The sequence below is a fragment of the Streptococcus sanguinis genome (assembly GCF_008329445.1).
Classification (GTDB): Bacteria; Bacillota; Bacilli; order Lactobacillales; family Streptococcaceae; genus Streptococcus; species Streptococcus sanguinis_O.
Window position 1 is genome coordinate 504,731 of sequence record NZ_VIBR01000001.1, and the last position, 25,538, is coordinate 530,268.

Consider the following 25,538-nt stretch of genomic DNA (forward strand, 5'->3'; position numbering starts at 1 on the left):
CTATTCAAGTCTTTTTTAAGATGTTAAAATGAAAGTGATTACAAGAAAGTCGTTGGAAAGCCAGCTTGGCTTTCTCGGAGTGACTGAAGAGGAAAGATAATGAAGAAAGCAATTCTAATGATGACTTTTGGCTCGCCAGAGGAGATTAGCTTTGAGGGAGTGGCTGAATTTTTTACCAATATTCGCCGCGGTGTCAGGCCGCAAGACCATGAAATTCAGACCCTCTATGATAACTATGTCCTCATCGGTGGAACGCCTCTGCAGCGTATCAGTCTAGAAGAGGTGGAAAAGGTTCGTCAGCGTTTGGCTGGCGAGTATGCGGTTTATTTTGCCAATAAATTTTCACATCCTTTTATACCAGATGTGATTGAGCAGATGGAAGAGGATGGTATTGAGGATTGTATCTGTTTGATTCTAGAGCCGCATTTTTCTTACTATTCTGTCATGGGCTATGAGAAGTTTATCCAGAGTGATTCCATCCGCTTTAATATCATTAAGGAATGGTATCAGGAAGAAGCTATTCTTGATTATTGGGCAGAGGAGCTGAGAAAGATTCTTACAGAAGAGGTTAGAGAAGAGACCTTCAAGATTTTCTTCTCAGCCCACAGTGTGCCTATTCTGGCCTTGGATTTTGGAGATCCTTACATTGATCAGATCTATGACAATGCCCGTTTGACTGCTGAAAGGTTAGGTCTGACAGAAGAGGATTATCTCAATGTTTGGCAAAGTGAGAGTGACATCGGACTCCCTTGGATCAAACCTGACGTGCTGGACTACATGCGACAGCAAGAAACACATCCGCAGCATTATATTTTTGTGCCGATTAGCTTTATCAGTGAGCATATAGAGGTCCTTTTTGACAATGACGTGGAGTGTAAGGAACTTTGCAATGTTCTGGGTGTTGCTTATCACAGACCGCCTATGCCCAATGCAGACGACCGTTTAATTGAGGCCCTGATTCAAACTATCCGCCACCATGAGCATGAACCCTTCAAAGAATGTTTTCCAGAAGAAGAAACCTTCAATGAATTGCAGCCGTCGGAGGAGAGCAGCCAGATTCTTGCAGAGGATGCAGAGCTGAAAATGCCAGATTTCGTCAAGAAGCTGATTGAGAAAAAGGGGCGCGAGAATGTTAAGATGCCGTATTTTGTCAAAAAAATGCTGGAGAAAGCAGGAAAACTGCCCAAGAGCTGATTGTTCATATTCGTTGATGATTTTATAAGATTATTCTAGAAGGAGAAAACCGTGAGACTTTGGCACCAAGATTTAATTGAAAAACTTCCGCGCCAGCAGCTTTTAGGCCAGCACCGAGAGTGTGCAGCCTTACGTGGACGAGGTTGGGGCAAGCCGCATGCGACGGTCAACTATGTTTTTGAGCACAGCCCTTATTGCCTGTATTCTTATCATCTCTTGATTATGGAGGAGATGCAACGACGGGGCTATCAGTCAGACAGCCTTTGGCTGGATAAAGACTACCGTGGGAAGTCATGTCCTCCGTACCGGCAGTTACCAGCTGAGGAGCTTGAACATCCCATTTATCCGGAGCATGACGCAGCCTATCTGCAAGAATGCTTGGAAAATCTGAAAGAGAAGGGAATAGATATTGTCTGATTTCCAAGTGCCAAGACGGCATAGTATTAAGGTTATAGAACAAAAAAAGGAAGAGACATTGCTCTTCCTTTTTGACTTTTATGGGTTCAAAATAAACTTCTCAATAGCTGTAGCGACGCCATCTTCTTCACAGCTGTCTGTGACGGCATCGGCTAGGTTTTTGATATAGTCTGAAGCATTACCCATAGCAACACCGAGACCTGCATATTCCAGCATCTCGATATCGTTGTTAGCATCACCGATTGCCATGATTTCCTGAGGATTGACGTCCAATTGTTTAGCCAATCGCTCTAGGGCAAAGGCTTTGGTCACACCGGCTGGCATGGCCTCGTAAATGACTGGCTGAGAACGAACGCCGCTGAAACGCTGGCAGATTTCTTGGCCAAAGTCGGCTTCAAAAGCATCTACCTGCTCTTGGCTGCCTAAAAACATAGCTTGAAACATTCTGTATTGACCGCTGCATGCCTCTTCCAGACTAATCTCGGTTGGACTAGTAAAGACTAAGCTAGCGTCATTCACAACATAGGAACTGGCTTTTTCTCCGACGACGAAATAATGCTCTTCATCAAAGAGAGTTAACTGAACAGGGCTATTTTCAGACAGGGAGTAGAGATAGCGAATATCCTGACCGCTCAGCTCCTGCCAATCTACCAGACTCCAGTCGCTGGTCTGGTGTGTAGCGCAGCCGTTGTCCACAATGACATATTCGTTTTCCTGTGCCAGACCTAGCTTGTCATAATAGGGCTTGACGCCGACCAAGGGGCGACCTGTGCAGAGGACTAATTTAACCCCTTTTTCAATAGCTCGGTGCAGAGCTTCGATGTGAGCCTGAGGAATTTCTTTTTTGCTGTTGAGCAAGGTGCCGTCCATATCAAGTGCAAGAATTTTAATCATAAAGTGTCTCCAAAATTATTCTCTGACTAGTATAGCATAATTTACAGAGAAAGTCCGAGTTTATAGGAAAAATCACTGGTCTTGTGTTATAATAAATAGAATACCCTAAAAGGATGAGAAAAATGAATTTAGAAGATTTAAAAAAACGTCAGGAGAAGATCCGCAATTTCTCCATCATTGCCCACATTGACCATGGGAAATCAACCTTGGCTGACCGGATTTTGGAGGCAACTGAAACGGTTTCCAGCCGGGAAATGCAGGCCCAACTTTTAGACAGCATGGACTTAGAGCGGGAGCGCGGCATTACCATTAAGCTTAATGCTATCGAGCTCAATTATACTGCTAAGGACGGCGAAACCTATATCTTCCACTTGATTGACACGCCTGGACATGTGGATTTTACCTATGAGGTATCGCGGTCATTAGCTGCCTGTGAAGGGGCCATTTTGGTCGTGGATGCGGCTCAGGGGATTGAGGCTCAGACCTTAGCTAATGTTTATCTAGCGCTGGATAATGACTTGGAAATCCTGCCAGTTATCAATAAAATTGACCTGCCAGCTGCGGATCCAGAGCGGGTGCGGGCAGAGATTGAAGACGTGATTGGTCTGGATGCTAGCGAAGCAGTTTTAGCTTCTGCCAAGGCTGGTATCGGAATTGAGGAAATTTTAGAGCAGATTGTGGAGAAAGTTCCAGCACCGACTGGAAATGTTGAAGCACCACTAAAAGCCTTGATTTTTGACTCAGTCTACGATGCCTATCGTGGGGTAATCCTGCAAGTACGGGTTATGGACGGTGTGGTCAAGCCGGGGGATACCATTCAGCTCATGAGCAATGGCAAGACCTTTGACGTGACTGAGGTCGGTATCTTTACGCCCAAGGCTATTGGCCGCGATTTCCTAGCAACAGGGGATGTTGGATATATCGCAGCCTCTATCAAGACGGTACAGGATACGCGGGTCGGAGATACAGTGACCTTGGCGGACAATCCAGCCGCAGAACCTCTGCACGGCTACAAGCAGATGAACCCGATGGTTTTTGCTGGTCTCTATCCCATCGAGTCCAATAAATACAATGACCTGCGTGAGGCGCTTGAAAAGCTCCAGTTAAACGACGCCAGTCTGCAGTTTGAGCCAGAAACATCGCAGGCGCTAGGATTTGGTTTCCGTTGTGGTTTCCTGGGCTTGCTGCACATGGACGTCATTCAGGAGCGTTTGGAGCGTGAGTTTAATATTGATCTGATCATGACGGCGCCGTCCGTTATCTATAAGGTCAATATGACGGATGGTGCTTCCCTTGATGTGTCCAATCCGAGCGAGTTTCCGGATCCGACTAAGATTGATTCCATTGAAGAGCCTTATGTCAAGGCGCAGATTATGGTGCCCCAGGAATTTGTCGGAGCGGTGATGGAGTTGGCTCAGCGCAAGCGCGGTGACTTTGTGACCATGGACTATATCGATGATAATCGGGTCAATGTCATCTATCAGATCCCGCTTGCTGAAATCGTCTTTGACTTCTTTGACAAGCTCAAGTCCTCTACTCGTGGCTATGCTAGCTTTGACTATGAAATCTCTGAGTATCGCTCGTCCAAGTTGGTGAAGATGGATATTCTCCTTAATGGCGTCAAGGTTGATGCTCTTAGCTTTATCGTTCACAAGGAATTTGCCTATGAGCGTGGTAAGCTGATTGTAGACAAGCTCAAGAAAATCATTCCTCGTCAGCAGTTTGAAGTACCCATTCAGGCAGCCATCGGACAGAAAATCGTGGCTCGGACAGACATCAAGGCCTTGCGTAAGAATGTCTTGGCCAAGTGTTACGGTGGTGATGTTTCTCGGAAGCGGAAACTCCTTGAAAAACAAAAAGCCGGTAAAAAACGGATGAAAGCTATCGGATCTGTCGAAGTCCCACAAGAAGCCTTCCTCAGTGTCCTGAGTATGGATGAGGAATAAAACCTTATATCTCTAGGTAATATATCCCAAAAGGAGAAAAACATGAAACAATCGTATCTGCTTGGAGCAGTTCTAGTATTAACTTCACTTACTCTTGTATCGTGTGCCAAGTCTGGACAAAAGCCTGATCAATCTAGTTCTTCGACTAGTTCCAGTGCACAAGTGAAAAAGAAGTCTTCAAATTCTTCTTCTAAAAAAAGCAAGAACAAAACCAATCAAGAAACAAAACGTGTTGGTTCTCCAGAGTTTGGTTATATCGATATCCCAAGTAAATGGATTAAATTTTTTGATGCAGAGGTTGAGGGACTTATCCAATACACCGACGGTTCTGCTTATAATATCGTTACCATGAATGCTGTTTCCAAGGCAGAAGCTGAAGTATCAGATGGTGAGACTTTCAATGCAGAAACAATTGCTCAGCATGTAGCCTATAATTGGAGTCAAAAAGATAATATTGAGAAGATGTGGGGCTCTAAAAGTACTGTCTCAGGAATAGAAGCCTTTCAAATAAACATCATTCTGAAATCGGGGCAACTTGCTAATACATTAGTTTTTCAAAAAGATGACAAAGTCTATATACTATCCTTTGAAGGCGACGAAGAAACTCTTGATGATTTCATTACAAACATGAAAGATACTTGGAGCCTTGATGGCAAGGGAGCAGTCAGCGAATAATAGTTTAAAAAACAAGAGGCTTATTTATTAAGTCTCTTGTTTTTTCAGTGTAGAAGCTAATTATGTTTCACAAAAATATAGCAATAAATCGAAAAAACGTTCAACCACTAACGAATCCAAGTAAAAAGACTTACAAAAATTTGTAGGTCTTTTCTTGAAATCCGAACGTTAGAAAATCTTTTTTTGATTTTACTTGACATTTTCTGAAATAGGAATATGATAAAATGTGAACACTGCATAAGACAAATCTTATGCGTGTTCGAAAATAATAGAGCGTTGCATCCGTAAGTCAATTTGACACGGCTCTTAAAAAACAAAAGGAGAAAGAATGAATACTTATATCCAAAAGAAAATCGCAAACATGAAGCTGACGCTTTCTGAAATGTCTGGTGGCTATAAACGCATGGTGACTAGTATGAAGAAGCTCGGCTTTTCTGGTACCTTGAAGCTTATCTGGGACGATTTGTTTGCTCATCGCAGTCTAGGTCAATGGGCCTATCTCTTGATTCTAGGGAGTTTTCCGCTCTGGCTGGAGCTGATATATGAACATCGCATCGTGGATTGGACGGGGATGATTTGCAGTCTAACCGGGATTATCTGTGTAATTTTCGTTTCTGAAGGACGGGCTAGCAATTACCTCTTTGGCTTGATCAATTCTGTGATTTACTTGATTTTGGCTTTGCAGAAAGGTTTCTATGGTGAGGTCCTGACGACTCTTTACTTTACAATCATGCAGCCAATTGGACTCTTGGTGTGGATTTACCAAGGTCAGTTCAAAAAAGAAAAGCAAGAGTTTGTTGCTCGTAAGCTAGATGCCAAAGGATGGACAAAGTATCTATCGCTTAGTGTGCTTTGGTGGTTGGTCTTTGGCTTGATTTATCAGTCTGTGGGTGCCAATCGTCCTTATCGTGATTCAATCACGGATGCGACAAATGGTGTAGGGCAAATCCTGATGACGGCTGTTTATCGCGAACAGTGGATTTTCTGGGCAGCGACCAATATTTTTTCTATCTACCTTTGGTGGGGTGAAAGCCTTCAGATTCAAGGGAAATATTTGATCTATTTAATCAACAGCTTGGTCGGATGGTACCAGTGGAATAAGGCTGCTAAAAAATCATAGTCCTACAAACGGAAAAGCAATCGGATGTGACAATGTCTCTCTTTCCTTTCGTCCTAAAAATATGGTAAACTAGTATTAGTAAAATTTATTAGATTTAGGAAGGAATGACCATGAAAAAGAAGTACTTTCTGCTCTCCCTGATAATCTTAGCCGGCCTCTCCCTGTCCTCTTGTAGCCTTATTAAGAGCTATAGCAGTCGGAAACCATCTAATTCTTCCAGTCGAGTTTCCCTGAGAGATGACAGCGATACAAGTAGTAGCAGTCGTAAAGAAAAAGATTCGTCAAAGACTACTGGTACGCAGCGGGTTGGCTCTGATGATTATGGCTATATTAGTATTCCTGATAATTGGATTAAGTTTACAGATGTAGATGGTGGCGATAGCGTCCAGTATACGGATGGAAGTGGCTATAACATTGTCACGATGAACGCTTATACAAAAGAAAAAGCCAATATCGGAGAGGGTGAAGAATTCAACGCTGAAACCATTGCCCAACGCATTGCTTATCACTGGAAGGATAATAAGGAAGTCGATGATTTTTGGGGAGCAAAGAGTACCGTAGCTGGAAATGAAGCCTTTCAGATTAATGTTGTTTTAAAATCCACTCAAAACCTAACGGTTTGGGTCTTCAAACAAGGCGATAAGGTCTATATGATGTCCTTTGAAGGTGATGAAGACACTCTGTATGAGTTTATCCCCTATATCGAAGATACATGGAGCGTCAGCAAGGACGGTGGAAAAAGCATTTAGCGACCGCATTTGATGATTGCTCTCTAAGTTCATAAAAAGCAAATCTGGGACTCGTTCTCAGATTTTTTGTTAGATGAGATATCTAATATTCTTTAAATTTGACAACATTTAAGAGCGCTCATTTTATGATATAATAAAAACAATTTGAATACAGAAAGAAAAATATATGACCCAAGAAATCGACCTTGAAAAATATCATCAGCTAGCTTTGCAGAAGCAGAAAGAGCATCGAAAATTTTTAGCCAGTCTCAAGAAAAAGCCACCAAAAAACCTAGATAAGATTGCCCAGCAAATCCATGATGAGGTCTTTGAGGAGATTGATTGTACAGCCTGTGCCAATTGCTGTAAAACTCTGGGGCCAGACTTTAAGGAAGCTGACATTGTCCGAATTGCCAAGTATTTCAAGATGAAGCTGCCGGCTTTTGAAGAGGAATTTCTACAGGTAGACGAAGACGGTGACAAGGTTTTCAAGGCCATGCCTTGTCCTTTTTTAGGTGGAGACAATCTCTGCTCAATCTATGATGTCCGTCCTAAGGCCTGCCGTGAGTTCCCCCATACAGACCGCAAGAAGATTCATCAGATTAATCATCTGACAATCAAAAATACCCTGACCTGTCCTGCGGCTTATCTCTTTGTGGAGAAGCTGCGGGATAGTTTGTAAAATCCTCCTCTAAATCTTGTACAAAAATTCTAGGGCGGAAGTATCTTATATCTGTTAGATTATAGTTAGAATTGAACACGGCCTAAAAGCTGTGTGAAAAAGATAAAATTTTCTTGGAGCAGGAGCCCCTCCGTTAATTTTCCTATTTTCACTTTGCTTTTAACGGTCTTAGTATCTTTTGTGAGGTGAAAAAGAATATGATGCATCAATTCAATCGAACCATGGAATATCTGGAAAGTAAGTTGGATGCAGAAGTGGACTTGCAGAAATTCCAGCAATTATCAGGCTATTCTTATGCTCTTTTTAGCAGGCTCTTTTCCATCCTAGCAGATATGACTTTAGCAGAATATCTACGCAATCGCAGGCTGTCAGAAGCAGTGACAGACTTGCGGGAAAGATCTGAGAAAGTCATTGATATAGCACTGAAATACGGCTATGAGTCTGCGGATGCCTTCAGCGCAGCCTTCAAGAAATTCCATGGTGTTACTCCCTCGGAAGTTCGAAATGGAAAACCTTATCGGGTCTTTCCTAGACTTCAATTATCCTTAAAGATTACAGGAGGAAAGAACATGGATATCAAGATTCAAAAGAAACCTGCTTTTACCGTGGCAGGCGTCCTATTGGAAGCTATTGACAATAGCCAGTGCCCGTCTGCATGGGAGCAGCTCTATGTAAATCACACCTTTGAAAGCCTAGAAAGTCTGGGCAGTGGCCAATCCTTTGGTGTCTGCTCGGATGTCAAAGAAGGCGAAATCATCAACTATATGGCTGCCTATGATGTGAAGGATAAAGCTAAAGCAGAAGAACTAGGTCTGTCAATCAAAGAAATCGCAGAAGCTGAATATGCCATCGTACCCGTCAAAGGCGCTATACCAGGCAGCATCCACCATGCTTGGAAATATGTTTTGGAAGTCTTTTTCCCAGAAACTGGCTATCGCCACTCAGGAGCACCAGACTTTGAAGTTTACACCGAGGGAGACATGTCCTCGCCAGACTATCAAATGGAACTCTGGATACCAGTGGTGAAATAAAATGGTGATTGCAAGTCATTTTTTAGGCGTTGATTACAGAGGAGGATGATGCTATGCAGATGTATTTTGGGGACGTTTCTCTTTGTTATACATATTCACTTGCGATGGCGCTGCATTCGTACGGTTATGATGTTCGCCCTGAGTTTTTGGAAGCCATTATGGTAATGGGAAATGGCGCCAGTATTGTAAAGGAAGATGAAAAACACCCCTTAGTTTTCTTTGATAATGGAATGCCAGATAGTTCTATCAGCCATTCTTTAAACATTCTGGGTTTTACATATGATGAATACTATATAAAGGATTCAAATGATTTGAATCTTCCCTCTATCAGAGAGATCTTAAGTAAGTTCTTGCTCAGCGGGTCAGTTGTTCTTGGCCCTTTGGACATGGGTTATCTGACTTATAACCCCAATCATATTCATTTGTATGGGGTGGACCATTTTGTTTCAGTTTATGATCTAGATGATGAGTTTATCTATTTCCATGATCCAGCAGGCTTTGCTAGTATGAAAATGAGTTTCTCAGAATTTTTAAAAGCCTGGGAAGCTAAAAATATCGACTATAAAAGAGGTTCTTTCTCCATGTGGGGAAACTTCAAAAAAATCAAATCTCCTACTTCCAAAGAGATTTACCAGAAAACATCTATACTGATGAAGCAACGATATGAGTACGGCGAGGAGAATGTGATTGCAAAATATGCTAAGTCGGTAGCGGACAATGGCTTGAATGAAGAACAAAAGCATCTTCATCAATACTTTAGTTTCAAATTAGCTTCTATCAGAAATCTATACATGAGCAACTTCTTAAAAGAATACGATGCTGTCAGATCAGAAATAAAAGAAAATTTAGCAAGATTGTTCGGCCAAGCTCATCTATTTTGTATCAAGGAAGATTATCAGAAACTGTCAGAAGTCTTGTATGATATTGCAGCGTTAGATAGTAAATTTAGAGATTTGTGTATTCACTATAAAGAAGAGTAGAGGAAGTGAGAAAAACGAAGATGCTGTTTGGGAAATAAAAGAATGTAATGCAGCAGGATTGAAACCAGGGGTGCCAGACTATCAAATGGAACTCTGGATACCTGTGGTGAAATAAAATGAGAATCAGCCGTTTATTTTTGAGCGGCTGGTTTTTTATGCATTGTGGTATAATGAAGCTACTACAGTTTCAGAAAGGATTTCTACCTTGTCATACAAATTTCTACTTTTCGACCTTGACCATACGTTGCTGGATTTTGATACGGCAGAAGACATCGCCTTGACTCAGTTTTTGGAGGAGCAGGGCGTGACGGAGATTCAGACCTACAAAGACTATTATATTCCCATGAACAAGGGGCTTTGGCGGGAACTGGAGCAGGGGAAAATCACCAAGCCAGAGCTGGTCAACACTCGCTTTTCTCGTCTTTTTGCCCATTTTGGCATTGAGAAGGATGGCGCCGAGTTAGCCTTCCTTTATCAGCAGCATATTGCTCAGCAAGGACAAACTTACGCTGGTGCAAGCGAGCTTTTGGACAGTCTGACAGAAGCTGATTATGAGATTTACGGAGCGACCAATGGCATCACGGCTATTCAGACTGGCCGCATGGCCCATTCCGACATTTCTCCTTATTTTAATCATATTTTTATCTCGGAAAAGATGGGGACTCAGAAGCCTGAAGCTTTATTTTATGAAAAAATAGCAGAGCAGACACCAGATTTTGACCTGTCTCAGACTTTGATGATTGGAGACTCCTTGACAGCTGATATTGCTGGCGCTAATAATGCTGAATTGGACTCTATCTGGTACAATCCCAAGCAGCTAGAAAATGAAAGTCTTTTTCAACCGACCTATACCGCTTATTCTTATGACGACATTATCAGACTATTGGTTCCATAAGGAGACTTCAAATGAAAAAAATCCTTGCCTTGTTTTCTATTCTTGCCAGTTTGTTGCTACTGACAGCCTGTTATGCTAAGAAAGAAGAAGTCGACGAAAGCATACGAACAACGAAGGCTCTTTTTAAAAAGCTCCCTTTTCAGCCCGTCAAGGTTAGTTCTGATGGCAGTTATCATTACGAGGGAGGCGGTGCGACAATTGATTTGTATTTCACCGAGGAAGATATCCAAAAGTACTCTATTCTAAAATACCACCCAGATCGAAAAGGCAGTAAAATCGAATTTTATGAGATATTTTATGGAGAGCGAACAGCAGATCAGCTGCTGGATTGTTTGGTAGACCAAGAAATAACTAGCTTAATTGATGAGATTGAGGGCGAAATGGAAGATGATATGACTGCTGTATACCAGCAAAAATCAGGATTTGACAGAGCTCTATTTCAGACTATAAGCGTTTCGTCCTCTAAAAAGGTTGATGATTCAGAAAGCCTAAATAAATATCTCATGCTATATAGTAAGTTTTTAGTCGAATTCAGGAAGAATCCAGAAAATCATGATAAGCTAAAAGAGATTGTCCAAAAAATGGATAAAGCTGGTCTTTTAAAATGGTCTTTCGAATTTCATTCAGACCAAGTACTGGATGAGAAAAATATATCAGAAGACGAGGTAAAAAGCAGGTCCTATAATAGTCGTAGTGGAGACACAGAGTATTATGCACCGGAGACCATTAATAAGTATATGGATTTAGGTGCTTTTCCTAAAGACGCTTCAGTCAAATTGTATTTTAAAAAATATGAAAATTTGTCTGAACAGATTATTTTAAATAACGAGAAAGACTAATCTAAAAAAATTTTAACTCTGTCAAGAAAAAAACTTGACAGCTGTTTTTAATCTGCTATAATAGAACATGTGCTTAATAGCTCTGCTATTTCACCAAAAGAAAAAATAAAGAAAAGAGACCTTAATAATGGCAGTAAAAATCCGTTTGACTCGTATGGGTTCAAAGAAAAAACCTTTCTATCGTATCAATGTTGCAGACTCACGTTCACCTCGTGACGGACGTTTCATCGAAACAGTTGGTACTTACAACCCACTTGTAGCTGAAAACCAAGTGACTTTGAAGGAAGACCGTATCCTTGAGTGGTTGGGTAATGGTGCACAACCTTCTGATACTGTACGCAACATCCTTTCAAAAGAAGGTGTATTGAAGAAATTCCACGATTCAAAATACTCTAAATAATAGAAGCGTAGGTTGACATATGGACACGATTGAAAATCTAATTATTGCGATAGTGAAACCTTTGATTTCACAGCCAGATGCCTTAACTATCAAGATTGAGGATACACCTGAATTTTTAGAATATCACCTGGATCTTGATCAGAGTGATGTTGGACGTGTAATCGGTCGTAAAGGTCGTACTATCTCCGCTATAAGGACGATTGTTTACTCTGTCCCAACCGAGTACAAAAAAGTTCGCATCGTCATTGATGAGAAATAAGAAGAACGGGACCAGTATGTCCCGTTTTTTTCTATTTCTCTTAGCGAACTGAGTGCACAGCACTCAAGTGAGCTTAGAGAAATTGATGCCCAGCAAAGCGTGGGTACAAGCCCCTTAATGAAATAAGCCGTTAGGCGCAGTTGAATTTAGGGGAATTGATGCAGTTCGAGCGTATGTGAGAACTAGACACTTCATTTAAGAGAAGAACGAAATGCAGGGGCGAGTTTAGAAAAATTCGAAACTGGAGGACATATGAAGCCAGAAGATTATGCTTGGAACGCTCATGAGCGCAAGTGTTATGAGAATAGCCAAGTGATTTTACCGAGTCCATACAAGCTGAAAATCCTGGATGATGGTGAGGAGAGATTGGAATTGGAGCTTGTTTTGGAACAGCTTCCTCAGGGGCAACTGGCTCGATGGGCTATGAAAATGGCGTCAAGCTTTATAGCTCTGATAGATGCGGAAGATGAGTCTGAAAAGCAGAAGATTTTGACTCAGGTAAGAGCAATTTTTCAGGCTCGACTTGATGGTAGGGCATCTGCCTATGAACTAAGGCAGGCTGGTTTCTTGGCTAACAAACTGTCGCAGCAAGCCCAATCACAAATCGGTAAATATGCTGCGCGTGTCTTTGCCCAAGCAGTTGCAACAGGCCACATGCGGGGCCATGCTATTGTCGCAGCGGATTATGCCATCAAAGTCAGAAATTTGCAGAGTCCAGATGATATGCAGCGGGCTGTCAAGGAAAGAGAAAGACAGATAGAGCTGGCCTCTGCTTTTATTAGATCAGGAAAGGAAACTTTATGAAGCATTTATTTTCACGCTTGTCACCAGCGCAAAAGATTATCTTGTCTTTTCTTCTGGTGATATTCTGTGGCTCCTTGCTACTCAGTCTGCCTTGGGTGCAGACGGCAAGTTCCCAAGCGAGCTATCTGGATCATCTTTTTACAGCTGTCTCGATGGTCTGTGTGACAGGGCTTTTTACTCAATCGGTTGTGGATACATACAATGTCTGGGGACAGCTCCTTTGTATGTTGCTGATTCAGATTGGTGGTTTGGGAATCCTGACTTTTATCGGATTTTTCACCATGGAAAGTCGGAAAAAGCTCAGCCTCAAGGATCGCCGTATTCTGCGGGATAGTTTTAGTTATGGTAACAATCGTACCTTAGGTCAATTTGTCCGTTCGATTTTTATCACGACTTTTGCTATCGAAGGACTGGGTGCGCTCCTTCTCATGATTCGCTTCATTCCCAAGTTTGGTATGAGAAAAGGGATTTTTAATTCTATCTTTTTAGCCGTTTCTGCATTTTGTAATGCGGGCTTTGATAATTTTGGTAATGATAGCCTACTGGGCTTTCAGACAGATGTTTTGGTTAATATCACCTTGGCTCTCCTCATCATCACTGGGGGACTGGGCTTTATGGTCTGGTTTGACTTGGCGACTAAATTGGGAGGAAAACAGAAGGGGCTTCACTTTCATACTAAGGTAGTCTTGCTGCTAACTGCTGGTCTTCTCGTCTTTGGGACGGTCACGAGTCTTTGGACGGAGTACAATAATCCTGGAACGATTGGCAATCTTTCCTTTGGCGATAAGCTACTGGTCAGCTTTTTTCAGACAGTCAGTATGAGGACAGCTGGCTTTGCTTCCATTGATTATACAGCTGCTCGTCCAGTAACCCTGTTTATCTATCTGCTCCAGATGTTTCTGGGAGGGGCTCCGGGTGGTACAGCGGGCGGTCTGAAAATTACGACCTTCCTAGTTCTTTTGCTTTTTGCTCGAAAGGAAATCCTGGGCTTGCCTCATACCAATATGGGACGGAGAACGCTGTCTCCTCAGCTAGTGCAGAAGGCTTTTGGTGTGACAGTGATTTTTCAGCTGACATTTCTGCTTGGTCTTTTGGCTCTTGGGCTAGTGACCGATAGCAGTCATCGTTTTATTTACCTGATATTTGAGACTGTGTCGGCATTGGCTACAGTTGGTGTCACGGCCAATATCACTACCAGCCTCAATACAGCTGGTATGATTGTGATTATGTTGCTAATGTTTATTGGACGGGTGGGGCCGCTGACTCTTATGGTCAGTCTCAACCATTATCAACCGAAGAAGGCTGCAACCTTGCATTACAGCAAGGCGGACATTATGATTGGATAGGAGAAAAGAAATGGCAAATCAAACAGTTGGAATCCTCGGCTTGGGGATTTTTGGACAGAGTATCATTGAGGCCTTGATTTCTCAAGATGTAGAAATCATTGCGATTGATAATCACGAAGAGACAATCAATCAGTATGAAGACATGATTGCCGTTGGTGTGATCGGGGACATTACTGATATGGAGCTTTTAGAGGCGGCAGATGTTGGGTCCTGTGATACGGTCATCGTAGCGACGGGAGAAAGTCTGGAATCCAGCGTCCTAGCGGTCATGCACTGCAAGGCATTGGGCGTTAAAAATGTCATTGCCAAGGTCAAAGATGAAGTAACTCAGCAGGTGCTGGAAAAGGTGGGAGCTGATCTGGTTATTCTGCCTGAAGTGGAGGCTGGTATTTCATTGGCCAAGACCATTCTCTTTAACCATTCGATTGAGGTCTTCCAGTTGGATGATGATGTAGTGGTGGCTGAGTTTGAGTTGCCTGCTAGCTGGGTCGGGAAAACGGTCCGTGAAGTAGATGCTCGCAGGCTTTATCATCTTAATATTATCGGCTACCGTCTGAAAAAAAATCAGCCTTTGGAAAGCCATTTTACCCCAGACTTTGTCTGGCCAGCAGGCGTCAGCATTATGGCTGTGACTGATAACCAGCATTTGGATAATTTACGTGAAATAGTGAGTAGCAGCTAGGATAATTCCTCCTTGCTGGGGGCCAACCGATTCTATCTAGGCATTCGGCACCTTTCTATTATATGAAGAAAAAATCGATACATAGGAGCTCTTTCAGGGCTCTTTTTTGAAACCAGTTGCAAAATTTATTATACTATCACTAGAAAAGGAGTGATTTTATGAGCTTAACCAGCCAGATCATTACAGCAGATTTTCCAGATTTGGATAAGGTAGAAGCCTTGAATAATGAAGCTTTCCCAGAGGAGGAAAGGATACCGCTCAGTGAATTTTTACGATATGAGGAACAGGAGGATGCTAATTTTTTCGCCTTTTATCATGAAAAGGAATTTGTTGGTTTTGCCTTTGCCATCTCCAACGCGCAAGCCTTTTATGTTAGTTTCTTTGCTATTATGCCCCACTTGCGCAGCCATGGCTATGGCGGTGAAATCATCGAAAAGCTGGTCAATTTCTATCAGCGAACCATGATTTTAGAAATCGAGCGCTTAGATGAGCCGTGTGATAATATTGAACAGCGTCAAGCTCGCTGGGATTTCTATCACAGCAAGGGTTTCCGCTCGTCGAATGCATTTCTAGAATATGACGATCTTAGTTTTGAAATTCTTTATCGAGGGGATTCTTTTGACGAAGAAGCTTTTTCGATACAAAGTCCTTGCCAGCCTTCCTCGCACTCATCCCAGTAGAAAAAGCGCTCCAGATTTTTAGGTCTGCCAAATAGTTTAGCTATGATTTTGGCTATTACAGGAATGCCCGTATTTTCCAGTAGCTCAATATAGGGGCCTTGACTAAAGTATATTAAGGCATTGTTGGGTTTTTTCCTTCTGCCGTATTCGACGACAAAACCCTTTTCTTCCCATTCCTTGACCGCTTGCCGTAAGCCTTTTACCTTGTAAATCAGATGGCCGCTTCTTATCATAGTAGCCCCTCCTTTTCGTATTCTGCCTTTACCTTAGCATAGATTTTTAGGAAAAACAAGCCTTGAGATTAGCCTTCATTCACAGTGCAAGCAACTGCCTCTTCTAACACGAATCTTGGTTGAATATGAAAAAATTTTGGTATATAATTTTGGGTATTGGGATGTCCTTATTCTGCTAGTAAAATAGCTAGCTCTCAGATACTAGTGTGCGCCCAGATAATATTTGTAAGAATTGATTGGAAACATTATGAAAGAAAAAATAATCAAAACGAAAGTAGGACAGCTATTTGTGTCCTATCAACCAGCGGAAAAGATTGCTGTATTTTTAAGCGGTGCAGGGAGTCTACCGACCTATGAAAATTTTTTGCCAGTTATTCGGAAGTTACCTAAGAATTGGTGCTATTTAACAATAGATTACCCTAATGCTGGCCAATGTCCACTCGAAAATCAAGAAAATTTTGTTTTGGACGATTTGGTTCAATCTATTATAGAGGTTTTATCGCATTTTAAAGTCATTCAGTATGCTGTTTGCGCACACAGTATTAGTGGCCTTGTAGCTGTTAAAATTGCTGAGTCAGAGCCGCTTTGTCAGGGACTGATCTTGATTGAGCCGACCACTTATTCTGTTCTATATGGCGAATTAGCTCAGAATCCTTATCCCGAATTTTTATCCTTACAGGAGAAAGTTCAGACGCTCGGTGGAGGATATGAATATCTGAAAAAAATAGGACAAGAGAGTTTTCCAGCAGCTGATTTTAAAATCTTATGAGCTAAGGCAGAAAAGAGTTCAGATAGATTAAAATCTGTACAAGAAGGATTTCAACATTACTGCAGTATCGCAAAAAGCGATTTTCAAAACTTAGATATTTCTTTTCAATTCCCGATTTTTATCCTGAGTCTGGCCTATCGAGAACAAGAATATAAAGATTCCGAATTTGCTTCACAAAATACCCAGATTATTTTAGAAGGCAGCCATCATTATTTACATTGGAGTCAGTCAGAAAAGATAGTTGAGCTTCTTTTAGAAATGGGATGAGCAAGTTGTATGCAAACTTTAATTAGTATATCGAAAGCGGGAGTAAATACACATGCTAAATAGCTGAGATTTTAATCTCAGCTATTTAGTGCGTATTTATGAGAGTATTATCCTAGAATCTCAGCAATAGCATCTCGAATCTCCTGAACGGTTGCGGATTTGCTATGGTCACTGGTATCAAACTCAATGTATTTGCCATCAGCATCAACAGTTCCACCTACAGGCCCTTCGGATCCGTCCACAGATGTTCCGATGGCTGGTGGCAAACTTTTATCCGCATCATCAGTATCAATAACTATGATGCGAGTATTGGACTCGAGATCATCTATCATTGGAAGAGACGATGCGGAGGTCATGTTCTGACTAGCATAGTATTCTAGAAAAGCCTTGATGGTTGGATTGTCAATTTGAGCAATTTTTTCATCAAGGGCTGAGAGATTTCTAGTTTCCCTCGTTTCATTTTCCATTGCTTGGCCCTTTTTGACCTGTGTCAAAGCAGTCAGACTGGCGGCTGTTGTGGCTAGAAGAGCAGTAGAGAGAAGAAGTTTACTTAACTTTTTTCCCATAGTCGTCACCAACTTCTTTCTAGTTTTGCGTAAACACACTTAGGTGTTTATAGTGTAAAAGCTCTATATGTATAATTATACGTTAAACAGCAATTTTAATCAAATAAATATAGGCAAGGGAATTCCCTCTTATCTCCCTTGTACATTCCCCTATATCATGATAAAATACTAGGCAGAGTATAATATGTTGGAGTCGAGATGAATTATTTTAATGTTGGAAAAATCGTCAATACGCAAGGTTTGCAAGGCGAGATGCGGGTTTTGTCAGTGACGGATTTTGCAGAAGAGCGTTTTAAAAAAGGCAATACCCTTGCCCTGTTTGACAAGAAGGATCAGTTTGTCATGGATGTGGAGATTGCCAGCCATCGCAAGGTCAAGAACTTTGATATTATCAAGTTTAAGGGCATGTACCATATCAATGACATCGAAAAATTTCGTGATTTTAGCCTGAAAGTGGCTGAAGAGGATTTGTCAGATCTAGAAGATGGTGAATTTTACTACCATGAAATCATCGGCCTTGAAGTCTATGAAAATGACGTTCTTCTTGGTAGGATTAAGGAAATTCTGCAGCCAGGAGCCAATGATGTCTGGGTGGTCAAACGCAAAGGCAAGCGCGATTTGCTTTTACCTTATATTCCGCCAGTGGTGCTGGGGATTGACATTGAGCAAGGACGGGTTGATGTAGAGATACCGGAAGGACTGGATGATGAAAATTGATATTTTGACCCTCTTTCCGGAGATGTTTGCGCCCTTGGAGCACTCGATTGTAGGTAAAGCAAGGGAAAAAGGTCTCTTGGAAATCAACTATCATAATTTCCGAGAAAATGCAGAAAAATCGCGGCATGTAGATGACGAGCCATACGGCGGGGGTCAGGGGATGCTGTTGCGTGCCCAACCTATTTTTGATGCTTATGATGCCATTGAAAAGAAGCAACCTCGTGTGATTTTGCTGGATCCTGCTGGCCGGACTTTTAACCAAGCATATGCGGAGGAACTGTCTAAGGAAGAGGAACTCATTTTCATTTGTGGTCATTACGAAGGCTATGATGAGCGGATCAAGACTTTAGTGACAGATGAAATCTCGCTTGGGGACTATGTCCTTACTGGGGGAGAGTTGGCAGCTATGACTATGATTGATGCGACCGTTCGCCTGATTCCAGAGGTTATTGGCAAGGAAGCCAGTCATACAGATGATAGTTTTTCATCTGGACTCTTGGAGTATCCTCAGTACACTCGTCCTTATGACTATCGGGGCATGGTCGTTCCGGAAGTCCTTATGAGCGGCCATCATGAAAACATCCGCAAGTGGCGTCTCTATGAAAGTCTGAAAAAGACCTATCTAAGACGGCCTGACTTACTAGAAGGCTATAAGATGACGGCCGAAGAAGAAGCGGTGTTAGAAGAAATTCGACAAGCTCAATCGGACTGACAAGCAAGGTTAACTCTTAGAAAGGATCTAGGAGTTTTTGCTTTATTTGATAAAGAAATGCTCATTTTTGTTGGAAAAACCAGCTTATTTTTCTAATAAAACATTTTTGTAACTAAAATGTAATAAAAAAACTATTAAAACTATACGTTTGCTACTAGTTAATACTAGCGTTTTGTGATAGTATATTACTATGCGGGCTGCTATACCCAGGTTAATTATAGTATGTGAGATTATAAAAAGGAGATTGATTATGGAAAAGAAAATAGGCAAGTCTGTTGTAGCGACTGGTATCGCGGCTACAACTATTATTTCTGGTGGACTGACCCATCAAGTGCACGCGGATGAGTTGGTTGAATCAACTGTAACAGCTCCAAAAGCGACTGAAGTAACTGAGAAACCAGTTACAGCAGCAGATGTAGCTGTTGCCCAAGAAAATGCTGAAGCAGCCAAAGCTAAACTTGATGAGCAAAGATCGATAGTAGATACTGCTAAAACAGAAGCTGAAGACGCAAAAACTAGCGTGAAAGTGGCTGAAGCCGCTGTTGAGACTGCTAAAGAAGTGCAGGCAGAAGCAACAGAAGAAAATGTTGCTAAGGCAGAGACGGAAGCAAAAACAGCAGAGCAAGAGGTTGGCGCAAAAGACACTGCTGTTCGAGAAGCAGCGGCTAAAGCTGCCAAGGCAGACCAAGCTGTTAAAGATCAAGCGAATACTATTAAGGCGAGCCAATCTCTGGTAGACGTTGCCGAGACTGAATTGAAACAAGCTAAAACACCACTTAACTCAGAGGAGCAAGCTGTAGCAACTGCTAAGAGCCAGCAAAGTCAAGCACAGACCGCTTTAGACAATGCAAAGACTGAGCTGACAAAGGCGGAACAAGTAGCCTCTTCTGCTCCACAAGTGCAGGCTGAAATCCAGAATAAAATCAACCAGGCAAAGGCATCTTTGAGCCAAACCAATCAAGCTATCAGCTCTCTTGAAGGACAAATTTCTGCTGCTGAGAAAGCAGCAGCAACAGCTCCTGTTGACCTTCGCAATACGACTTATTCCCAATTTTTAGAAAATGTTCGTAACAATGCAGCTAATCAAGAAATTCGTGATGCTGCTAACAATGCACTTGCTGTTTACCAACGTGGACAGAATGAATTTGGTATCTCAGTTAATTCTGACCCAACTAGTCCAGCTAATCTGGAAAATAATCTGCAAGCTTTAGAGTTGGTCAAGGCGATTAATGCTTACCGTCGTAATGCCGGCTTACAAGAGTTGTTGGTTGATCCGTATGCGAATGTGGCTAGCCAGATTCAGACTATCTACTTTGAGCGCAATAACTGGCATATGGGCAAGCTGATTGGTAACGAAAATGTGGCGATTAGTTTTGACCCGCAAGGGGCTGTCAATTTCTGGCATAGTGAAAAAGAACTCTATCAACGGATTGCGGCGCAATATGGACTGCCTACTGATGAAACTCAGATTGATGCTAATGCAATCTACATGAGAGTTGGTGCTGATGTATTTGCTAAAATTGGCCACTATGTGCAGATGATGGACAATAAAGCTAATGCTATCTCGGCGGCTTATGATAAACATCCAAACCAATTTGGTACACCTCATGGTACATCCGAGGTTGGTTTCCATCACATTAGCAACTTTGACCAACGTGTTAATAACGGTACTCTATTGACTGTTGCAGCTATGGAGCAGTTGTTGCGTGCTGGTGGTGGTCGTTCTGCAGGTTCTAATGCTAATGTTACAGCACTTAAGAATCAATTAGCTGAACTTAAGGCTCAAAAAGTCGGTCAGGAATCAGCTATCAATATCCTCAATGCTCAATTAGCTGATGCTCAAAAGGCAGCGGCAACTCAAATTTCAGCAGTTGAAGCAGCTCGTCAGAAGGTAGCGACTGCTGAAAATAATTTAGCTTTAACCAAGCAGAATGTTGCTCTCAAGCAAGAAGCTCTTGACAGAGCAACAGCTAAGATTGCAGCAAGCTTGGCTCCTTACCAAACTAACTTGAGCAATGCTCAGGCAGTTCTAGCGGCAGCTAAGGATAAGTTGGCAGAACTTCAGTCAGCTCAAGAAGCTGCGAAAGCTAATTTGACAACTGCTCAAGAGGACTTGCAGTCTGCTCAAAAAACATTAGCAGCAGCTAAAAAGAAAGTTATTGACCTTCAAAATGCTCCTCAGTTACTTGCAGAAGCAGAGCGGGAATTGGCAGAAGCACAGCTTGATTATGAAGCTAAACAAGCAATCTTAAATCAAGAGACTGCAACTTTAGCTGTTCTTGAGGAATCCTACAACAGTCTTCAAGCGAATTATGAAACTCTCTTGAATATCTTGAATCAAGCATCACTCCTATATGGAAATGCTCTGAATAGCAACTATCGCTCAGGTGAAGATAAACAGACTCTAACAGCCGTAAAAGGCGGAGCTGCTGGTCCAGGTGCAGAGGATGAATCTAAGAAAGATTCAGATGCTAAGACTGCAGAAGTTCATGCGAACACTCGTGAAGTCAAAGGAGCCACTACGGGTGCCGTTCAAGCGGCAGGTGAAGGATTAATTGCTGATTTTGTTGTAAATCCTGCAGCTCAGCTTGCTAGCGTGGCTACGACAGCTGATAAGGCTCCAACGGTACCTGCTATTCTGCCAAATACTGGTTCAGAAGCAGAACGCCTTGCAATTTTTGGTATGGCACTTGGTGCAGCTGCCTTTTTGGGAACCAACAAGCGTCGTCGCAGAGACGAAGATTATAATTAAAGAAATACAAAATGAGGCTGGAATAATTTCCAAACTCATTTTTTGTCTACTGCAAATAACCAATCTCATATAAAAGGAATGAGAAGCTAAGTTTCACATTTTCTAAGAAAAAATAAAAACTTCCGATTTAAATTGTCGGAAGTTTTTGATATACATAATAGATTTTATTTGACTGCTCCGCCTGTTACACCTTCTACGTAGTATTTCTGCATGAAGATGAAGAGAAGAGTGATTGGGATAGCGATGATAATCGCTCCAGATGTGAAAGGTAAGAACCATTTATTGATGGCGTCCTTATTAAGCATTTGGAAAAGTCCCAAAGCCACTGTGTATTTTTCCTTGACATCGCCTAGAATGACAGAGGCGAAGATGAAGTCGACCCAAGGTCCCATGAAAGCTATAAGCGCTGTATAAACGATAATCGGTTTTGACAGCGGCAATGTAATAGTCCGGAAGATTTGGAAGCGGGTCGCTCCGTCGATCATAGCGGATTCGTCCAAAGAATATGGGATAGTATCAAAGAAACCTTTAGCAATATAGAAGCCTAGAGCCGCTCCAGCTGAATAAACCAGAATCAGTGATGTAAGGGTTTGTGTCAAATTGAGTGCTTTCAAGATGTAGTAAACCGCAATCATAGACATGAAACCTGGGAACATATTAAGAACCAGAGCCAACTTGAGGAAACGATTTTTATGCTTGAATTTGATACGGCTGAGTGAGTAAGCCATACCCACGGTAATCAAAGTAGACAGGATACAGGTCGCTGTCGCAACAATCAGGGTATTCATAAACCACTGAACAAAAGGATATGTGTTGTTATTAAACAGTCTGATATAGTTGTCAAGAGTATAGGTCTTAGGGAAGAAGTAAGGGACCGCATTAGAACCTTCACCACGGAAGCTGGTCAGAAAAATCCAGATAATCGGCGTTAACCAGATGAGTGCTAAAACAGCCAGCAAGACATAAATCCCTAATAAACTGAGTTTTTTTCTATTTTTCATTATTTAGCAGTTCCTTCCTTGAATGATGCGGATCTAGTATAAGCTAAGAGACTGAAGGCTGCAGAGATTGCAAAGATCAGGATACCGATAACAGATGCCAGATTGTAGTCCTTGGCAGAAACGGTCAGTTTATAGAGCCAGGTAACCAAGAGGTCAGTTGAGCCTGCCTGATAGTAGGAAGAGTTAGTAGGTCCACCGCCTGTCAGGAAGTAGATAACGTTGAAGTTGTTAATGTTTCCGATAAACTGCTGAATGAGTGATGGCGCCATAATCAAGAGAATTTGAGGGAAAGTAATGCTCTTGAAGATTTGAAGCTTGCTAGCTCCATCAATCTCAGCAGCCTCGATTTGCTCGCTAGGGAGGTTCATGATAATTCCAGTCGCTACCAGCATGGTAAATGGAATACCAATCCACATATTGACAAGGATGATTGAGAACTTAGCCCAAACAGGGTCACTCAAGAATGGAATTGGATGCTGAATGAGATGGAGGCTTTGCAATAATCCGTTCAAAGGTCCATTGTCATTCAGGAAATTACGCATCAAGAGCAGGGATACGAATTGTGGCACAGCAATAGTGATAACGAAGAGTGTGCGCCAAACTTTCTTGTACTTGAGGCCTTTTGTATTGAGCAAGAGAGCTAAAACGATTCCGAAGAAGAAAGTAGTAGCTGTCGCAGCAACCGCCCAAATCAAGGTCCAGCCTAAAAGTGGGAAGAAGGTGCTAGCCATACGACCTGAGAAAACATCACCAAAGCTAGAGAAGCCAACCCAGTCAAAGAGTGACTTAGGAGCTGGATGCTTATGGTCAAAGTTAGTAAAGGCCAAACAGATCATATAGATCAGAGGCAAGATGGTAAAGAGCAGTACTCCGATAAGAGGGATGCTCATTAGGCCCATGTGAAAGCGGCCGTCAGCCAACGTCTTAAAGTCCTCAACGAAGTTAGGAATCTTCTGACCAGACTGCTTGAGGGCCATCAAGTGACGAGCACTTTTCAGATTACACCAGTAGATGTAGGCGAAGACTGCACAGAAGATGAGAGAAGCAAGTCCAAAAATCAGCATCAGCATAGAGTTGTCACCGGCTACTTGAACTGTGATTTCCAAGCCGTTAACTTTTTTGATAGCCTCTCCTTGCTCTTGAGTCCCCAATGTAATCATGCCGCCAATAGCTGGTATGATTTGGACTGCAAAAGCAATCAGGAAAGCAATTTCTGAGAAGAGGAAGAGCAGCCCCTTGATAAATTGTTTGTTTACAAGGTTGCTCAGTCCCATTACCAGAAAAGAGAGTTTGACATCCCAGGTTCCCTCTTTAAAGACCTGAACCATGGATGCATTGTCATAGGATGACTGAGTCATAGTATTCTCCTTATATTTACAAAGAAAGAAGTGAGGAGGCTGCCCCCCTCACTTCAATGCTTATTTAAATTTGCTTGAGTATTATTTAGCTGCTGCTAAATCTTTATCAAACTGTTGTAATTTTGCGAGGTATTGATCTTCACCAAATTTACCGTTGTAAGCATCGCTGAGGATTGCAGCACTTTCAGTCCAGAAGACAGACATTTGGCTAAGTTTAGGCATAACTGTTGTGTAGGTATCAGAAGATCCCATTGTGATAACAGCTTGTGCCAAGGCATCTTTCTTCACATCTTCAGACTCTTGTACTTCTTTGTTAGCTGGGATGATGTGACGTCCTTCAAACTTGAATTGGTTTTCTTGGCTTTCTTTGCTAGTAAGCACTTGAGCCAGTTTGTAGCTTGCTGCGATACGGTCAGTGTCGCCGTTTGAAGGTGTTTGGTTAACTGCGTAAAGTTTTACACCGAGGAAGGCTTTTTGTTGAACGTCTTGTCCACCGATGTTAACAGTTGGGTAAACAGAGATACCAAGGTTGTCTTTGCCGACAGCTTTTTCAGCAGCTGCGTAGTCCCATGGACCTGATTGGAAAGCGTCAACTGAACCATCTTCAAATTTAGCAAGAAGGTTAGAAGCATCTACGTTTACAAAACCGCTGTTATTCTTTTGAGCTGCGATGAACTTCAGAACGTTCACACCGGCTTCGTTACCCCAGTTTGTTCCGTCTACTTGCTCACCATCTTTACCAAAGAGAGTGTCGCCAACAGAAAGGAAGAGTGGAGCAGTGATGTATCCATTAGCCTCTTTCAAGTTTCCACCAAATTTAGCTTTAGAAGTGATGGTTTCATAAGACTTAACATCATCAGCGGAAAGTTTTGATTTGTTATAGTAGGTTACTTGTGATTCGATACCGTATGGGAAAGCATAAGTTTTGCCTTTGTATTGAGCACCAATTGCTGCTTGTTCAGTATCGTTTTTCTTGACTTCTTCTGCCATTTTAGAAGGAACTTCTTGAATAGCTCCAGCTTCAACTAATTTACCAAGTTGGTCGTGTGGCAGAGAGAAAACATCGGCAGCAGTACTAGCATCTTTTGTCAGATTTTCCTGAGCGTTTGGATCTTCCATTTCGACTACGTCAACCTTGTAGCCTGATTCTTTCTCGAACTTGCTAACTGTATCAGAGTAAGAATCTTTAGAACCAGTTGGCACCCAAAGTTTCAAGGTCTTGCTATCGGCTTTAGAAGAAGAGCTCTCCTTGCTACTATTCGAGCTACAAGCTGCTAACAGTGTTCCTGCAGCCAGCAAGCTGACACTGCCCAATACTACTTTTTTCCATGTTTTCATTCCTATTTCCTCCCGGAATTTTTATTTACAGTTCTATTATGCAACCGTTTGCAATTTTTGTCAAGTCTTTTTTTGAAATTTTTTTAAAAATATATTAATTTTTCTAAAATTTTTCTATTTTATTTCTGTTTATTTAATCAAAGCCTATTAAAATGGCTGTGCAATCGCTTGCTTGATTTTTACTTAGAAAATGCTTTATTATGAAGAGAATCATGTTTCTTTTGAAATAGATTTTTGGTATTTGAAAGAAGAT

The 25,538-nt window shown here is 41.9% G+C and carries 26 protein-coding genes and 1 pseudogene; 21 read left to right on the forward strand and 6 right to left on the reverse strand.

Translation table 11 applies throughout. From position 1 onward, the window contains the following. The first annotated feature begins 99 nt into the window (after positions 1 to 99). Together hemH and FKX92_RS02600 are read left to right on the forward strand one after the other, a co-directional pair. Positions 100 to 1,194 carry a ferrochelatase gene (hemH, locus tag FKX92_RS02595; protein ID WP_187759367.1) on the forward strand — a complete coding sequence of 365 codons (1,095 nt, stop codon included), beginning with the start codon at positions 100 to 102 and terminating at the stop codon, positions 1,192 to 1,194. Positions 1,195 to 1,245: 51 nt separating this feature from the next. Continuing rightward, entirely contained in the window at positions 1,246 to 1,611 is a 366-nt protein-coding gene (locus FKX92_RS02600; protein WP_002918883.1) for a TIGR02328 family protein, read from the forward strand. Between the two features lie 78 nt (positions 1,612 to 1,689). On the opposite strand, the gene FKX92_RS02605 is transcribed toward FKX92_RS02600, so the two are convergent. After that, entirely contained in the window at positions 1,690 to 2,505 is an 816-nt protein-coding gene (locus FKX92_RS02605; protein ID WP_149565441.1) for a Cof-type HAD-IIB family hydrolase, read from the reverse strand. Positions 2,506 to 2,627: 122 nt separating this feature from the next. Between FKX92_RS02605 and lepA the strand changes: the two genes are divergently transcribed. The 15 genes from lepA to FKX92_RS02680 all read left to right on the forward strand — a co-directional run bounded on the left by lepA (position 2,628) and on the right by FKX92_RS02680 (position 15,572). After that, positions 2,628 to 4,451, forward strand: a complete 1,824-nt coding sequence (gene lepA / locus FKX92_RS02610; RefSeq protein WP_149565442.1) for a translation elongation factor 4 — start codon at positions 2,628 to 2,630, stop codon at positions 4,449 to 4,451. Positions 4,452 to 4,493: 42 nt separating this feature from the next. Next, positions 4,494 to 5,126 carry a hypothetical protein gene (locus FKX92_RS02615; protein WP_149565443.1) on the forward strand — a complete coding sequence of 211 codons (633 nt, stop codon included), beginning with the start codon at positions 4,494 to 4,496 and terminating at the stop codon, positions 5,124 to 5,126. A 328-nt stretch (positions 5,127 to 5,454) separates the two neighbouring features. Then, positions 5,455 to 6,246, forward strand: coding sequence for a nicotinamide riboside transporter PnuC (pnuC, locus tag FKX92_RS02620; RefSeq protein WP_149565444.1), 792 nt, complete (start codon positions 5,455 to 5,457; stop codon positions 6,244 to 6,246). Between the two features lie 104 nt (positions 6,247 to 6,350). Then, positions 6,351 to 6,995: a hypothetical protein gene (locus tag FKX92_RS02625; RefSeq protein WP_149565445.1), complete on the forward strand. Its 645-nt coding sequence runs from the start codon at positions 6,351 to 6,353 to the stop codon at positions 6,993 to 6,995. Positions 6,996 to 7,161: 166 nt separating this feature from the next. Next, complete coding sequence (locus tag FKX92_RS02630) at positions 7,162 to 7,656, forward strand: YkgJ family cysteine cluster protein (RefSeq protein ID WP_125409360.1); 495 nt, start codon at positions 7,162 to 7,164, stop codon at positions 7,654 to 7,656. 197 nt (positions 7,657 to 7,853) lie between these two features. After that, positions 7,854 to 8,687, forward strand: coding sequence for an AraC family transcriptional regulator (locus FKX92_RS02635; protein ID WP_149565446.1), 834 nt, complete (start codon positions 7,854 to 7,856; stop codon positions 8,685 to 8,687). 53 nt (positions 8,688 to 8,740) lie between these two features. Next, positions 8,741 to 9,667, forward strand: a complete 927-nt coding sequence (locus tag FKX92_RS02640; protein ID WP_149565447.1) for a cysteine peptidase family C39 domain-containing protein — start codon at positions 8,741 to 8,743, stop codon at positions 9,665 to 9,667. Between the two features lie 205 nt (positions 9,668 to 9,872). Beyond that, positions 9,873 to 10,562, forward strand: a complete 690-nt coding sequence (locus tag FKX92_RS02645; protein WP_149565448.1) for a YjjG family noncanonical pyrimidine nucleotidase — start codon at positions 9,873 to 9,875, stop codon at positions 10,560 to 10,562. 11 nt (positions 10,563 to 10,573) lie between these two features. Then, positions 10,574 to 11,401, forward strand: coding sequence for a hypothetical protein (locus FKX92_RS02650; protein WP_149565449.1), 828 nt, complete (start codon positions 10,574 to 10,576; stop codon positions 11,399 to 11,401). Positions 11,402 to 11,528: 127 nt separating this feature from the next. Further along, complete coding sequence (gene rpsP, locus FKX92_RS02655; protein WP_002895310.1) at positions 11,529 to 11,801, forward strand: 30S ribosomal protein S16; 273 nt, start codon at positions 11,529 to 11,531, stop codon at positions 11,799 to 11,801. Positions 11,802 to 11,820: 19 nt separating this feature from the next. Further along, positions 11,821 to 12,060 (forward strand): RNA-binding protein KphA, encoded by a 240-nt coding sequence (kphA, locus tag FKX92_RS02660; RefSeq protein ID WP_002895313.1) that lies wholly within the window; start codon positions 11,821 to 11,823, stop codon positions 12,058 to 12,060. Positions 12,061 to 12,312: 252 nt separating this feature from the next. Further along, positions 12,313 to 12,864, forward strand: a complete 552-nt coding sequence (locus FKX92_RS02665; protein WP_002900218.1) for a putative immunity protein — start codon at positions 12,313 to 12,315, stop codon at positions 12,862 to 12,864. Next, positions 12,861 to 14,210: a TrkH family potassium uptake protein gene (locus FKX92_RS02670; RefSeq protein WP_149565450.1), complete on the forward strand. Its 1,350-nt coding sequence runs from the start codon at positions 12,861 to 12,863 to the stop codon at positions 14,208 to 14,210. The genes FKX92_RS02665 and FKX92_RS02670 overlap by 4 nt, the downstream gene beginning before the upstream one ends. Positions 14,211 to 14,220: 10 nt before the next feature. After that, positions 14,221 to 14,892, forward strand: coding sequence for a potassium channel family protein (locus FKX92_RS02675; RefSeq protein ID WP_125378503.1), 672 nt, complete (start codon positions 14,221 to 14,223; stop codon positions 14,890 to 14,892). A 158-nt stretch (positions 14,893 to 15,050) separates the two neighbouring features. Continuing rightward, a complete protein-coding gene (locus FKX92_RS02680; RefSeq protein WP_002900222.1) occupies positions 15,051 to 15,572 on the forward strand; it encodes a GNAT family N-acetyltransferase in 522 nt (173 codons plus the stop codon). On the opposite strand, the gene FKX92_RS02685 is transcribed toward FKX92_RS02680, so the two are convergent. Continuing rightward, positions 15,494 to 15,805, reverse strand: coding sequence for a VOC family protein (locus FKX92_RS02685; RefSeq protein WP_002912608.1), 312 nt, complete (start codon positions 15,803 to 15,805; stop codon positions 15,494 to 15,496). The genes FKX92_RS02680 and FKX92_RS02685 overlap by 79 nt on opposite strands. Before the next feature lie 247 nt (positions 15,806 to 16,052). Between FKX92_RS02685 and FKX92_RS02690 the strand changes: the two are divergent. Next, a pseudogene (locus FKX92_RS02690) lies at positions 16,053 to 16,841 on the forward strand (alpha/beta fold hydrolase). A 107-nt stretch (positions 16,842 to 16,948) separates the two neighbouring features. On the opposite strand, the gene FKX92_RS02695 reads toward FKX92_RS02690, so the two are convergent. After that, the gene (locus tag FKX92_RS02695; RefSeq protein ID WP_149565451.1) at positions 16,949 to 17,407 is read right to left on the reverse strand and encodes a hypothetical protein; all 459 of its coding nucleotides are present in this window, start codon (positions 17,405 to 17,407) and stop codon (positions 16,949 to 16,951) included. A 198-nt stretch (positions 17,408 to 17,605) separates the two neighbouring features. On the opposite strand from FKX92_RS02695, the gene rimM reads away from it, so the two are divergent. From rimM to FKX92_RS02710, 3 genes are all read left to right on the forward strand, one after another. Further along, positions 17,606 to 18,124, forward strand: a complete 519-nt coding sequence (gene rimM, locus FKX92_RS02700) for a ribosome maturation factor RimM (RefSeq protein ID WP_149565452.1) — start codon at positions 17,606 to 17,608, stop codon at positions 18,122 to 18,124. After that, on the forward strand, positions 18,114 to 18,836 hold the full coding sequence (gene trmD / locus FKX92_RS02705) for a tRNA (guanosine(37)-N1)-methyltransferase TrmD (protein WP_149565688.1): 723 nt from the start codon (positions 18,114 to 18,116) through the stop codon (positions 18,834 to 18,836). Before rimM ends, trmD begins: the two co-directional genes overlap by 11 nt. A gap of 190 nt (positions 18,837 to 19,026) precedes the next feature. Beyond that, entirely contained in the window at positions 19,027 to 21,588 is a 2,562-nt protein-coding gene (locus FKX92_RS02710) for a CAP domain-containing protein (protein ID WP_149565453.1), read from the forward strand. Positions 21,589 to 21,752: 164 nt separating this feature from the next. On the opposite strand, the gene FKX92_RS02715 is transcribed toward FKX92_RS02710, so the two are convergent. From FKX92_RS02715 to FKX92_RS02725, 3 genes are all read right to left on the reverse strand, one after another. After that, entirely contained in the window at positions 21,753 to 22,589 is an 837-nt protein-coding gene (locus FKX92_RS02715; protein WP_149565454.1) for a sugar ABC transporter permease, read from the reverse strand. Further along, complete coding sequence (locus FKX92_RS02720) at positions 22,589 to 23,947, reverse strand: carbohydrate ABC transporter permease (protein ID WP_002904606.1); 1,359 nt, start codon at positions 23,945 to 23,947, stop codon at positions 22,589 to 22,591. Before FKX92_RS02720 ends, FKX92_RS02715 begins: the two co-directional genes overlap by 1 nt. An 81-nt stretch (positions 23,948 to 24,028) precedes the next feature. Then, positions 24,029 to 25,285, reverse strand: coding sequence for an extracellular solute-binding protein (locus FKX92_RS02725; protein WP_002900230.1), 1,257 nt, complete (start codon positions 25,283 to 25,285; stop codon positions 24,029 to 24,031). Positions 25,286 to 25,538 lie beyond the last annotated feature (253 nt).